This is a genomic window from Bacillus sp. FSL L8-0167, from assembly GCF_038630295.1.
In the GTDB taxonomy this organism is placed as follows: Bacteria; Bacillota; Bacilli; order Bacillales; family Bacillaceae; genus Bacillus; species Bacillus safensis.
The window spans coordinates 3,407,136-3,419,695 of record NZ_CP152027.1 but is presented as its reverse complement, the minus strand read 5'-3'; the positions used below and the strand labels follow the sequence as shown (position 1 = coordinate 3,419,695).

13 protein-coding genes are annotated in these 12,560 nt (G+C 43.0%); 10 read left to right on the top strand and 3 right to left on the bottom strand.

The window, feature by feature from the left end:
* Positions 1–367 precede the first annotated feature (367 nt).
* The 6 genes from MHB66_RS17700 to MHB66_RS17675 all read left to right on the top strand — a co-directional run bounded on the left by MHB66_RS17700 (position 368) and on the right by MHB66_RS17675 (position 6,325).
* Positions 368–646 (top strand): hypothetical protein, encoded by a 279-nt coding sequence (locus MHB66_RS17700; RefSeq protein ID WP_034281298.1) that lies wholly within the window; start codon positions 368–370, stop codon positions 644–646.
* 52 nt (positions 647–698) lie between these two features.
* A complete protein-coding gene (locus MHB66_RS17695) occupies positions 699–1,532 on the top strand; it encodes a PRD domain-containing protein (protein ID WP_034281297.1) in 834 nt (277 codons plus the stop codon).
* Between the two features lie 255 nt (positions 1,533–1,787).
* On the top strand, positions 1,788–3,176 hold the full coding sequence (locus MHB66_RS17690; RefSeq protein ID WP_046312843.1) for a sucrose-specific PTS transporter subunit IIBC: 1,389 nt from the start codon (positions 1,788–1,790) through the stop codon (positions 3,174–3,176).
* Positions 3,177–3,195: 19 nt separating this feature from the next.
* Complete coding sequence (locus MHB66_RS17685) at positions 3,196–4,653, top strand: sucrose-6-phosphate hydrolase (RefSeq protein WP_046312845.1); 1,458 nt, start codon at positions 3,196–3,198, stop codon at positions 4,651–4,653.
* A 188-nt stretch (positions 4,654–4,841) separates the two neighbouring features.
* On the top strand, positions 4,842–5,096 hold the full coding sequence (locus tag MHB66_RS17680; RefSeq protein WP_024423823.1) for a hypothetical protein: 255 nt from the start codon (positions 4,842–4,844) through the stop codon (positions 5,094–5,096).
* Positions 5,097–5,251: 155 nt separating this feature from the next.
* Positions 5,252–6,325 carry a chitobiase/beta-hexosaminidase C-terminal domain-containing protein gene (locus MHB66_RS17675; protein ID WP_046312847.1) on the top strand — a complete coding sequence of 358 codons (1,074 nt, stop codon included), beginning with the start codon at positions 5,252–5,254 and terminating at the stop codon, positions 6,323–6,325.
* A 47-nt stretch (positions 6,326–6,372) separates the two neighbouring features.
* Here the strand turns inward: MHB66_RS17675 and MHB66_RS17670 are convergent, their stop codons facing one another.
* Both MHB66_RS17670 and MHB66_RS17665 read right to left on the bottom strand, forming a co-directional pair.
* Positions 6,373–7,182 carry a bifunctional hydroxymethylpyrimidine kinase/phosphomethylpyrimidine kinase gene (locus MHB66_RS17670; RefSeq protein ID WP_024426411.1) on the bottom strand — a complete coding sequence of 270 codons (810 nt, stop codon included), beginning with the start codon at positions 7,180–7,182 and terminating at the stop codon, positions 6,373–6,375.
* A gap of 125 nt (positions 7,183–7,307) precedes the next feature.
* Positions 7,308–7,622, bottom strand: a complete 315-nt coding sequence (locus MHB66_RS17665) for a general stress protein (protein WP_046312851.1) — start codon at positions 7,620–7,622, stop codon at positions 7,308–7,310.
* A gap of 128 nt (positions 7,623–7,750) precedes the next feature.
* On the opposite strand from MHB66_RS17665, the gene MHB66_RS17660 reads away from it, so the two are divergent.
* Both MHB66_RS17660 and MHB66_RS17655 read left to right on the top strand, forming a co-directional pair.
* Entirely contained in the window at positions 7,751–8,578 is an 828-nt protein-coding gene (locus MHB66_RS17660) for a glycosyltransferase family 2 protein (RefSeq protein ID WP_024423819.1), read from the top strand.
* Positions 8,575–9,255 (top strand): uracil-DNA glycosylase, encoded by a 681-nt coding sequence (locus MHB66_RS17655; protein ID WP_046312854.1) that lies wholly within the window; start codon positions 8,575–8,577, stop codon positions 9,253–9,255. The genes MHB66_RS17660 and MHB66_RS17655 overlap by 4 nt, the downstream gene beginning before the upstream one ends.
* 33 nt (positions 9,256–9,288) lie before the next feature.
* On the opposite strand, the gene MHB66_RS17650 is transcribed toward MHB66_RS17655, so the two are convergent.
* Positions 9,289–10,647, bottom strand: coding sequence for an aldehyde dehydrogenase (locus tag MHB66_RS17650; protein WP_342490565.1), 1,359 nt, complete (start codon positions 10,645–10,647; stop codon positions 9,289–9,291).
* 170 nt (positions 10,648–10,817) lie between these two features.
* Here MHB66_RS17650 and MHB66_RS17645 point away from each other — a divergent pair, with 170 nt between their 5' ends.
* On the top strand, positions 10,818–11,150 hold the full coding sequence (locus MHB66_RS17645) for a YwdI family protein (protein ID WP_034281287.1): 333 nt from the start codon (positions 10,818–10,820) through the stop codon (positions 11,148–11,150).
* 33 nt (positions 11,151–11,183) lie between these two features.
* Entirely contained in the window at positions 11,184–12,491 is a 1,308-nt protein-coding gene (locus MHB66_RS17640) for a purine/pyrimidine permease (RefSeq protein ID WP_034281286.1), read from the top strand.
* Positions 12,492–12,560: the final 69 nt, after the last annotated feature.

Genomic DNA, 12,560 nt, shown 5'->3' with positions numbered 1-12,560 from the left:
ACATAGTTATAAAGAACTATTTTGTTTATAAAGTCGCACTTATTCACAAATGTCTGTTGATAACTCAATTATTCAGATACATATATGGAAAATAAAAAATTTACATACACAAAATCTAGTAAGAGGGTGTTGATATGTGGATAAACCCTGTTGATAAGGTGTGCTTATCTTTGGGATAGCGTGTGCATAAAATTTTCATTGAAACATCCAGGCACATGATGATCTTCTGCACTTTTCAACAAAACTTCTGAAAACTAGTTGGTTTTTTCACCCAGATTGTGACAAACCTCTCTTTTTTCTCGGGATATGATAGGAGCAGTTGTTTTGCTAGAGCTGCTAGATTCTAAGAAAAGCGGAGGGATGTTCAGTGAAGAAATTAAAAAGCTGGTTGAGCGTATGGTTTGGTTTTATGATGAATGTGCTTGTGAACCCTGGTGTGATGATGAAACAGCAAGGGTTTCAGGCGGCCGCGGCGGATGCCGGATTCTTTGAAGTAGTGAAAGAGAGAGAGCTGGAGAAACTGGCAGAAGAACATAAGAAGAAACGCAGGATAGAGAAGCGGTTTACTCAAAGTCTGATGATGCTTGAAGAGAAGACGATGCGAGAGGCGCGTGCTGGTCCGCTCTTACCTTTACAGAAAAAGTGAAACAGGGTAAAATCCCACATAAGAAATGTTATCTGCTGGGAGAGGATACCCCTTGAAGATATATAAAATATTGAATAACAACGCAGTGATTGTGAAGGAGGGCGATCAGGAGAAAATTGTGATGGGACCCGGAATTGCTTTTCAGAAGGGGAAAAATGACGTCGTTCCTCTTCAAAAAATAGAGAAAATCTTTGTTGTGCGTGAAGAAAATGAGAAATTCAAACAAATTCTTGCCACATTGCCAGAAGCGCATATTGAGGTGGCAGAGCATATCATCAGTTATGCAGAGGGTAAACTCATGATGCCGCTCAGTGATCACATTCACATATCACTGACTGATCATTTGTCCTTCGCCATTGAACGCCTTCAAAAAGGCATTGTGTTATATAATAAATTGCTTGGTGAGATCAAAGTCTTATATAAGCAGGAATATGAGATTGGAAAGTATGCCATTCGTTATGTAAAGGAGCGGCTTGGGGTTGAACTGCCGGACGATGAGGCAGGATATGTGGCACTTCATATTCATACGGCCAAAATGAATACGGAGTCCATGAAAAAGACCGTGAAATATACAACGATGATCAAAGAAATGATCGAGCATATTGAAAGATATTTTCAGCATTCAATTGATGAGGATAGTATTTCCTATCAGCGGCTTGTGACACATTTGAGGTATGCATTAGGCAGGTTGGAATCAAATGAGGCATTTCAAATCATGGACGAAGACATGCTGATTTTTATCCAAACAAAGTATGATACAGCGTACCGGTGTGCACTTGGACTTGCTGATTTGTTAAAAGATGAATATGGGCTTCATCTCCCTGAATCGGAGATCGGCTACATCACGCTGCATGTCCAGCGTCTGCAGGAAGCCGAATTGGTTTAAAATGATGTGCCTGCATGCAGGCTTTTTTTTATGCACACTACTCTTATTAGTGTATATGGGTCATTGGATTTGAAAAAAGAGGTTGACGCATGTCACAGTCTTATACTATGATGAAAGCGTAATCAAAATTTGATACCGCGGGATTGTGACTGTCAGGCAGGCAAGACCTAAAATTTGCGTAACGAGGGGACGTGTATGTCCTTTACTCGTTGGTGAATTTTAGGTCTTTTTTGCTTTAAAAAAGGAGGAAACTTCATGGATTATCAAAAAGCAGCCAAAGAATTAACAAAACTGTTAGGCGGCAAAGAAAATGTCATCAGTGCTACGCATTGTGCAACAAGACTCAGATTGGTGGTGAAAAATGAGGATTTGATTGACAAAGAGGCCATTGAAGAACTTGAAGGTGTAAAAGGGGCTTTCTCAAGTTCAGGACAATTTCAAGTCATTTTTGGAACGGGATCTGTCAACAAAGTATATGAACCATTTGCTCGTGAGACTGGTCTTGAGACTGGCGACGAGAAACAAAAGCCTGTCAGCCATGATGAAGCAGTGAAACAAAAAATGAATCCACTTGCGCGTTTTGCAAAGACGTTATCGAATATTTTTGTACCGATCATTCCAGCAATTGTGGCAAGCGGTTTGTTAATGGGTCTCTTAGGTATGATGAAAGCCTTCAAATGGGCTGATCCAAGCTCTGCGATCTTCCAAATGCTTGATATGTTCTCAAGTGCAGCCTTTATCATTTTGCCGATTTTAATTGGGGTCAGTGCAGCGAAAGAGTTTGGCGGAAATCCGTATTTAGGGGCTGTCATAGGGGGAATTATGATTCACCCGAATCTGCTTAATCCGTGGGGATTGACGGAAGCAAAACCTGAATATATGCATTTATTCAATATTGATATTGCTCTTCTTGGTTACCAAGGGACGGTTATTCCAGTGTTATTGACCGTATATATCATGTGCCTTGTTGAGAAGAATTTAAGAAAAGTCGTTCCGAACAGTATTGATTTACTTGTGACCCCATTTGTGACGGTGATTGTCACTGGATTTGTGACATTTATTGCAGTTGGACCGCTTGGAAGAATGCTTGGTACAGGCATTTCGAATGCACTGACATTTATTTATGACCATGCAGGGTTCTTAGCAGGACTCATTTTCGGCGGTGCTTACTCTTTAATTGTGCTCACAGGGGTTCACCATAGCTTCCATGCGATTGAGGCAGGATTGCTGAATGATATTGGGCGTAACTATTTGCTGCCAATCTGGGCAATGTCCAATGTCGCTCAAGGCGGGGCAGGATTGGCTGTTTTTTTCATAGCCAAGCGTGCAAAAACAAAAGAAATTGCCCTTCCTGCTGCCTTCTCTGCTTTTTTAGGAATTACTGAGCCTGTTATATTCGGTGTAAACCTCCGCTATCGTCGACCATTTATTGCGGCGATGATTGGAGGAGCATTGGGCGGGGCATTTGTAGTTTTCACGAAGGTAGCAGCCAATGCTTATGGTTTAACAGGCATTCCGATGATTGCGATTGCAGCACCATTCGGTGTTCAGAATGTGGTCAATTATGTGATTGGTATGTTAATCGCTGTTGCTGTTTCATTTATTCTCACTATCATTTTTAAAATAAAAGAAGTCGAAAAATAATCAAGGAGTGGTCACAGTCATGACAACTACTGACGCAGCACTTCGTCAAAAGATAGCAGACCGTATTCGAAACTATGAGCATTTGGTCAAAAAGGATGTGTACCGGCAGCATTTTCATTTGATGCCGCCAGTCGGTCTTTTAAATGATCCGAATGGGCTGATTCAGTGGAAAGGAATTTACCACGTCTTTTATCAGTGGCAGCCATTCAAAACGGGGCATGGTGCAAAATTCTGGGGGCATTACACATCGACAGATCTAGTCAATTGGCAGCACGAAGAAGCCGCTCTTGCCCCAAGTGATTGGTTTGATCAAAACGGCTGTTATTCTGGCAGTGCATTTATAGACGATGGACAGATGCATGTGATGTACACTGGAAACGTTCGGGATGAACAAGGGAACCGTGAGACGTATCAATGTTTAGCTGTTTCGGAAGATGGTATTCACTTTCAGAAAAAAGGTGTCGTGGCAACACTGCCGGAAGGGTTCACTGCTCATTTTCGAGATCCAAAGGTATGGAAGCGAAATGGCCAGTGGTACATGGTCCTTGGTGCACAAAGCTTAGACCTGAAGGGACACCTTGTCTTATTTACCTCTGATACGTTAGATAATTGGACGTTTCAAGGCACGATTGCAGGCAGCGGAAAGAATGGTTTAGACAATTTCGGCTATATGTGGGAATGTCCAGACCTGTTTGAATTAGACGGCCGGGATGTATTGATTGTGTCACCGCAAGGGCTAGAGCCGGATGGCTTAAAATATCACAACACACATCAATCAGGCTATTTTGTTGGCACATTGGATGATCATTCCTATCAATATACACACGGAGCGTTTGAGGAGCTGGACCGCGGCTTTGACTTCTATGCGCAGCAAACCTTTCTAGACGAATCAGGCAGACGACTTTTAATCGGGTGGATGGGGGTGCCTGATCAAGGAGAAGAACATCATCCGACCATTTCTTATCAATGGATACACTGCCTCACGATCCCGAGAGAGCTCCGTTTAGATGAGGATGGACATCTGATTCAAAAACCAGTAAGTGAACTTCAATCCATGCGGACCAATGAACAAGAGCATGTTTTTCATATTAAACGTTCTGTTCATTCCATCCCTGTAGAGGATATTACGAGCGCAGAGGTATTCATTGATCAAATTGACACACAAAAAGGGTTTGAATGCTGTATCCGTGCAGCAGCACGCATCATCTATGATAAAGAGGAAGGGAAGCTGACATTAGAGCGGGATCGATTTGAAGATCGATCAAAGGAAGTTCGTGAAGTAGTCATAGAGGAATTACACGACCTTCATATCTTTATCGACTCATCGTCAATTGAGATTTTTGTAAACGGAGGCCGAGAAGTTTTTACTGCACGTTACTTTCCTTCCCCGGGAAATAAATCGATCTCCATCAGTGGCAGAAATGAAACAAAGCTGAAACTGAAGACATGGCATTTACAAAGAGAAGCAGATCAATGATCTGCTTTTTCTAGTGAGATCAGCCTGTATCTTAGAGCCTATAGCGTGTATATACAAGGTTGGCCTAAAGCGGTTTGATGACGTTTTACATATATGATAACAGGTGGAATTATGGTATCATTTTAAAATATATACAGCTGAGGCTGACGTTTATCCAAATGCGGTAGGACAAAAAAGGGGTTGTTTACTTGAATTCAAAACAGCAGCCGACGACTAGAAAACGCTTGGAGACAATGGCAGATCATGTTGAAGATAAACGTGAAGAATATAAAGAATTGCTCATTCAAGTTCAATCTATTCTCGGTGAACCTTCTTTAGAGCAGGAAGAAGTGAAAGAGAAGCTGTCAGATACGTATAAACAAATGAAAGAATATGCTTTATTTGTTGAATCCATTGAAGCCTTTATTCGAAAAATGGCGAAAGAGTCCGATCAGCAAAAATAGGCGTTCATGTATGGATAAAAGAGTGTACTCGGAAGCGGGTACGCTTTTTTAATTCAATAAGATTATTCAGAAATTTAAATGAAAGCGTTGACATTTGTATTGTCATGATCAATAATAAATAAAAATTTCATCTGAGCATGTACAGGAGGAACGATATGAACCATACAACCAAGAAATGCCTGATCACCTTTATTATTGTCCTGTTTTCTATGAGTTTTCTTTTTCCTTCCGTTTCTTCTGCCCGAAATCATACGTCGTCTGCTGCGTCAACTGCTTCAGTCCCGTCTGGTCAATATTATCGTTCACAAGAGGTAGCTCTGCATTCTCACGTTCAAAAAGCTTCTCTTTATTACACAACAGATGGCAGCCAGCCGACAACTCAAAGTCAGTTATACAAAAAGCCCATTCATATCGAAACTGATACGACTTTAAAAGTAAGCGCTTACAAAAATAGGCATCGACTTGCTACGTCTACGTACAATTATCGTTTTGTCACACGAGAGGATATCGCATCATCTTTTTTATCTTTTGAATATCAAGGAATGCCTTATCGGTTGTACATTCCGAAAAATCATAAGAGGGGTAAAGCCTATCCTTTAGTCCTCTTCTTACATGGAGGCGGGGAGAGGGGAACAGACAATCAAAAGCAGTTACTTGCGAATGATGGTGCAGTTTTATGGGCTTCTCCTGAAGTTCAAAAGAAACATCCTTCGTATGTACTTGCACCTCAGGCGCGAAATACTGTCGATGGAGGCTTTGCATTAACAAGAAATGTGCAAAATGAAATTGATCTGACGAATGTGTTTCAATTTTCACCAGATTTACACAAAGCTTATGATGTCCTTCAGCATGTGTTAGCTTCTTATCAGATTGATCAGAAAAGAATTTATGCGACGGGTTTATCACAAGGTGGATTTGGCACGTACCAGTTGAACATCACATATCCTCGTTTGTTTGCAGCGATGATTCCTATTGCTGGGGGTGCAGATCCGAGCAAGGCGGGAATTTTAGCGAGCAAGCCAATATGGGCATTTCATGCAGAGGATGATTCCATTATCCCTATCAGCTATGCGAGAAATACAATTCAAGCTATTCAAAAAGCTGGAGGCCAGCCGCTTTATACGGAGTATGCAAGCAAGTATGGATATGACCATGCATCATGGACGCCTGCTTATGAGACGCCAGGCTTAACAGATTGGCTGTTTGCACAGAGACGAAGCTTTCGATAAACAAAAACCGATTCACCTCCTAACAAGGCGAATCGGTTTTTTCTGTTTTATTTGTCAAAACGATGAGCAGAATGCTTTGTTGGTCCGATGTATTCGTTTAGCTGGAAAGAGCCTTTAATGGCAGCCGTGATGAATTCTTTTGCTGCATAAATGGCTTCTTTCACGTCTGATCCATTCGCTAGTTCAGCTGTGACTGCTGCTGAGAATGTGCAGCCTGCGCCGTGTGTGTATTCTGTGTCGATTTTATCTGTTTCAAGGCGTTCAAAGGTTTGTCCATCATAAAGCAAATCGATGGCTTTGTCTTCGCTGAGCTTACCGCCTCCAGTGATAACCACATACTTTGCACCAAGTTCGTGAATGCGTTTTGCTGCTTCTTCCATTTGTTCGATCGTTTTGATCTCGCCGATTCCGCTTAATTGACCTGCTTCGAAAAGATTAGGTGTGATAACGGTTGCCAGTGGCGTGAGCTTTTCACGCAATGCTTCCGCGTGCTCTGGGTAAAGGACTTCGTTCGCACCCTTACAAACCATGACAGGATCAATGACTACATTTTTTAGGTCATATGTTTTGATGGTGTCAGCTGCAAGCTCGATCACGTCGACGGTTGGAAGCATACCCGTTTTCAGCGCATCTACACCAATGCCTTCTACAATGGTAGAGAGCTGCGCGCGAATTGTCGCCGTATCAATTGGAAACACCTGATGATCCCAATGATTATGAGGGTCCATTGCAACGACAACGGTTAAAGCTGTCATCCCGTAGACGTTTTTTTCTTGAAACGTTTTTAAATCTGCTTGGATACCTGCACCGCCGCTTGAATCCGAACCTGCGATGGTGAGTGCTTTATTCATAGACATAGTTGCTGAACCTCCAATGTGATGTGTAACAGTTACTGTTCTATCCCTTATTATAATCAGCTTTTCCATTTATCACAATGAAACGGCATAAAAAAGCGTTCCTCTCATCGGAACGCCTCCCTTTCTTACCTTTTACAAATCACCAATTTCCCTTTTTTCAGTTCATCTAAAAGGGTTAAGGCTAACTCTTGATCGGCCCCAGCTGACATCATTTTGGCCATCAGTTCATCATCCCGGGTACGAATGACATTGGCGACTTGATCCAAAATCCCTTGATCGACCGCAGTCATGCTTTTGGCATCTGTATACTCCGTTACGGTATCAGAGCGTTCTGGGTCGTACGCAAAAACAAAAACAGCGTCTTTTGATGAATCCGATGAATGAATGTGGTCAATGGTCTGTTTTGCTTCTTTACTATTCTCCACCGTGATATATTCCATCATGATCACTCCTTTTCATCAAAAATTCCCATTTTCCCATCAAATCAAACCGCCTTTTATATCATGAGAAGAAAGTCAATTTATGTTTTAATGGAAAAAGACGAATCTATTAAAGGAGTAAGCTGCATATGAAGATTTCCTTATTAATTGTGACACATAACCGGCTCAGCGCACTGTGTGAGCTGCTTGAATCCATTACAAGACAAACCGTACAGCCTTTTGAAATTGTTGTCGTCAATGATGCAGGAGAGCGAGTCGACATCATTCAGGAACTTTACCCTGAGCTTCCGATCCGCTTGATTCATTTAGATGAGAATGTCCAGCATGTAAATGCCAGAAATGTGGGGGTGCGGGAGCTGACAGGAGACGTCATCATGCTGAGTGACGACGATGATTACTTCACACCTTGTCATATCGAACGCATGAGCAAGGCGCTGGAAGATGCCGATTTTGTCTTTTCTGATGCAGAAATTGTATCATTTGAAGAAAAAGGCGCGACCCGTTTCCCGCTGTCGAGACGTTTGTTTGCTTATACAGCGGATATTGAGGATATGCGTGTCTTTTCTACATATGTTCCTTCGGGCAGTATGTACAAACGCTGTATACACGATGAGATTGGCTATTTTGATCCAGCGATGCATCATTATTGGGACTGGGACTTCTTTTTGCGTGTATCACAGCATGCCCGAGTCAAACGAGTGCCAGCGGCGAGCGTGATCTATGCGTTTTTTGACGGCGGTGGAAATCAGTCTAGTGATCTGGGTGAAACAAGGAAAAACTACTTAGATGATTTAAGTGAAAAGCATGAACTGGGCGATCTGCCGACAGCGAACTTTGCGATATTATTAGAAGAACCAGCGATGAAAAAAAGAGAATCAGAGAGTGAGATTGTGTGGGATGGAAAACCGATGATCTCCAGACTAGCGCAGCAAGTAGAAGGAGGAAAACCACAATGAAGCCATTTTTAAATGATAGCTGGTGGGCTGTGATGAAAAGTGAATTTGAACAGCCGTATTATCAGGAATTACGTGAATGGATGAAGGAAGAATATCGCACGCAGACCGTTTTTCCAAAACCAGATGACGTGTATCGTGCTCTTCATTTGACGTCATATGAAAAGGTCAAAGTGGTGATTTTAGGACAAGACCCTTATCATGGCCCAGGGCAGGCACATGGATTAAGCTTTTCTGTTCAGCCGGGCGTCAAACACCCGCCATCTTTGAGAAATATTTTTCAGGAGCTAAAGGATGATCTTGGCTGTCCTGTTCCAAACCACGGTTCACTTGTCAGCTGGGCAGAGCAGGGTGTGCTGCTCTTAAACACTGTGCTGACTGTGAGAAGGGGCGAGGCGAATTCTCATAAAGGCAAGGGCTGGGAACGAGTGACAGACCGCGTGATTGATGTGCTGAATCAGCGTGAGCAGCCTGTCGTTTTTGTGTTATGGGGAAGACATGCTCAAAACAAGAAAGAACGCATTGATCAAAACAAGCATTTCATCATTGAGTCACCTCATCCAAGTCCTTTTTCTGCAAGAAACGGCTTTTTTGGCAGCCGGCCGTTTTCAAAGGTAAACGCGTATTTAAAGCAAATGGGGATTGAAGAAATCAATTGGTGCATCAAGGATATTGAATGAAAATAGGACGAGGGGAGAGCCCCTTCGTCCTGTTTATTTTAAAAATTTGCGGACCAAGTCGAGTCCATTTTTCGCATTTGGATAACGGAAGGAAAAATCGAAGCGATTGGTTTGCCGCAGGACGCTTTTTTCATGCGTAAAAGTAAAGAAGCTTTCCTTCCCGTGATATCGCCCCATGCCGCTTTCGCCGACGCCTCCGAATGGCAGGTAAGGGGTAGCGACATGCATAAGCGTGTCATTGATACATCCTCCGCCAAATGAGAGGTTGTCTAGAATATAGGATTCTGTTTCTTTATTTGTTGTAAATAAGTAAAGCGCAAGCGGCTTCGGCCTTGCTTTGATCATATGAACTGCCTCATGCAGAGAATCAAAGGTCATGACAGGCAGAATCGGTCCGAAAATTTCCTCCTGCATGACAGGATCTTCCCATGTGATGTGGTCTAAAATGGTCGGAGCGATTTTGAGCTCCTGTTCATTGCGCTGTCCACCTGTGACGATCGTTCCATTTGAGAGAAATTGTGTAAGCCTGTCAAAATGACGCTGACTGACATTTTTTCCAAAGTGCGGATGCGTTTCGGGATGTTCACCATAAAAATCACGGATACAGGCTGTCATTTCTCGCAATAGTTCCTCTTTGATGGATTCATGAACGAGCAAATAGTCTGGTGCAATGCAGGTTTGCCCTGCATTGGTGAACTTTCCAAAGGTGATCCGCTTCGCTGCTAGCTTGATGTCGGCATCAGGCATGACGATGCTGGGACTTTTTCCGCCAAGCTCAAGTGTGACAGGTGTCAAATGCTTTGCGGCGGCTTCCATGACGACTTTGCCAACTGCCACACTTCCAGTAAAGAAGATATAATCAAAGGGCAGTTTCAGCAGTTCTGTACTGACTTCAACACCGCCCTCTACGACAGCCGCATGGTCTTCTTGAAATACAAGTTTGATGATAGTGCTGATCACTTGTGAGACTGCCGGCGTCAGCTCAGACTGCTTTAAAATCACGGCATTTCCCGCAGAAATCGCACCGACTAATGGAGAAAGGGCCAATTGGAAAGGATAGTTCCAAGGAGCAATGATGAGCACAGTTCCATAAGGTTCCTTGATAATCATGCTTTTTGATCCGATATGAGTCAGCGGTGTTTTCACGCGAGTTGGCTTCGCCCATTTGTGAAGGTGTTTGATGGTATGATTGATTTCTTCATACACCATCCCAATCTCTGTTGTATAGGCTTCCTGTTCGGATTTATGTAAATCATGGGCTAAGGCCTGTAAAATATCCTTTTCATGCTGTTTGATTGCTGCTTTTAAGTCTTGAAGAATGCGGATGCGTTCTTGAACCGCTGGCTTCTGAAAGACTTTTTGTTTCTGAAATAGAGCAGTGAGCTTGTCCATTATTCAATCCTTTCATAGACGATTTTGTTTCTTTTATTATGTGTGAATGAAGATGATGGGTCAAATAAGAGAGGCGTGAGCGCACTGCTTTGAAAAAATGAACCCATTTGGTTTGTTCATTTGGTAAAATAATGTTGAAAAGAGATTTTTTTAGATTGGAGGGTCTACCCTTGAATATTCATATATCAAGCCTGCTTCAAAAAATGGAGGAAGCGGTTCAAAAAGCAAAACAAAGTGGAAATGATGAAGAGGTGAAACGTCAAGTAGCGGCCATTTCTTCACTATGTGATGTCATTCTCGACGCACCATCAAAGGTGCAAATGCCGCAGTCGCCGGCCATCTCACCACCTCCATCGATACATACACCATCAGCGCCATCTGTGACTACAGATCAAGCCATGCTTGAGAAACTCATGGGCACAAGTGGTGCGAAGAAATTTCAGCAAAATGATGAGGGTCAAAAAGAGAAGGACGGGAACGGCGACTCTATTTTTGATTTTTAATGGTCTTGTCACGACAAAGGGAAGGTGATCGGTTTGAAACTATTTTTGGGCGCCATTCAGTGGATGGCATTTTTTATCGCAGCTTCTATTGCCGTACCAATTGCGATTGCACAAGCATTTGAATTGAACCAAGTGCAATCGGCGGAGCTGATTCAAAGTACTTTCTTTTCACTTGGTCTTGTGGCGATGGTGCAGTGTTTATGCGGCCATATGCTGCCGATCAATGAAAGTCCAGCAGGGCTTTGGTGGGGTGTGTATACCCTTTATGCCGGCATGACAGGTACAATCTTTGCGACGTATCCTGAAACCCTGCAAGCATTACAAGGGGCTTTAATTTTTAGTGCTGTTTTCTTTTTTATTTTTAGTTTATTTAAAATCATCAATTGGCTCGCGTCTTTATTTACGCCAGTCGTCACAGGCATTTACCTGCTGCTGCTTGTTGTGCAGCTAAGTCAGCCAATCATGAAAGGGCTGATGGGCATCGGCTATCGGGGAAATCAGGTGGACGGGCTTGTCTTTTGCTTATCGATCTTGATTATTATCCTCACCTTCATGATCAGCCGCTCAAAATGGCATTACTTGAGGCAGTTTTCTGTGTTATTCGCACTTGCAGGCGGATGGCTGTTATTCGCTCTACTCGGATTGGCGAAGCCGGTTCGAATTCCAGAACAAATCATCGAGTTTCCGAAGCTGTTTCCATTCGGTATGCCGGTCTTTGACAGCGGATTGCTTGTCACGTCCTTTTTTATAACGATTTTACTCATTGTGAACATGCTGGCAAGTATTCGAATTGTGGAAAGCTCAGTGAAGGCATTTGGTGAACTGCGTGAGCGGAAAAGAGCACGTCCTGCTGGTTTTGTCGCAGCATTTGGTCATTTATTAAGCGGGCTGATCGGGGCGATTGCGCCTGTACCTATTTCGGGGGCAGCCGGATTTATCCAGACAACCAAAATTCCTTCGAGAAAGCCTTTTTTCATAGGAAGTCTGCTTGTTGTTCTCATTAGTTTGTTTCCCCTGCTCATGAGCTTTTTCTCTGCATTGCCATCACCTGTGGGGCTTGCTGTAAACTTTGTGGTCTTTTCTTCTATGATTGGGATTGCGATGTCGGAGTTTGATCAGTATGAGAAAGAAGAAGTCCCGCGGATTCGCTTTGTTCTTGGGATTGCTGTTTTAGCAGGCGTAGGGGCGATGTTTGTGCCTCAGGGGGCCTTGAAAGGGATGCATCCTGTGCTCATTTCATTATTAAGCAACGGTCTTGTTCTAGGCACACTCATTGCGATCGTGGTCGACCAAGTCTTGTTACGAAAGAAAAAGAAATCCGACAATCTCGTGTCAACGTAAAGGGAAAGTTGAATGTCGCCCTTCACCCGCGCTATGATAAATATAATTGACGAGATAAGGAGAATGACG

What these genes read in the sequence shown, in the direction of transcription:
- MHB66_RS17690 (WP_046312843.1), top strand. Translation starts at nt 1,788, where the DNA reads ATGGATTATCAAAAAGCAGCCAAAGAATTAACAAAACTGTTAGGCGGC.
- MHB66_RS17685 (WP_046312845.1), top strand. Translation starts at nt 3,196, where the DNA reads ATGACAACTACTGACGCAGCACTTCGTCAAAAGATAGCAGACCGTATT.
- MHB66_RS17675 (WP_046312847.1), top strand. Translation starts at nt 5,252, where the DNA reads ATGAACCATACAACCAAGAAATGCCTGATCACCTTTATTATTGTCCTG.
- MHB66_RS17670 (WP_024426411.1), bottom strand. Translation starts at nt 7,182, where the DNA reads ATGTCTATGAATAAAGCACTCACCATCGCAGGTTCGGATTCAAGCGGC.
- MHB66_RS17665 (WP_046312851.1), bottom strand. Translation starts at nt 7,622, where the DNA reads ATGGAATATATCACGGTGGAGAATAGTAAAGAAGCAAAACAGACCATT.
- MHB66_RS17660 (WP_024423819.1), top strand. Translation starts at nt 7,751, where the DNA reads ATGAAGATTTCCTTATTAATTGTGACACATAACCGGCTCAGCGCACTG.
- MHB66_RS17655 (WP_046312854.1), top strand. Translation starts at nt 8,575, where the DNA reads ATGAAGCCATTTTTAAATGATAGCTGGTGGGCTGTGATGAAAAGTGAA.
- MHB66_RS17650 (WP_342490565.1), bottom strand. Translation starts at nt 10,647, where the DNA reads ATGGACAAGCTCACTGCTCTATTTCAGAAACAAAAAGTCTTTCAGAAG.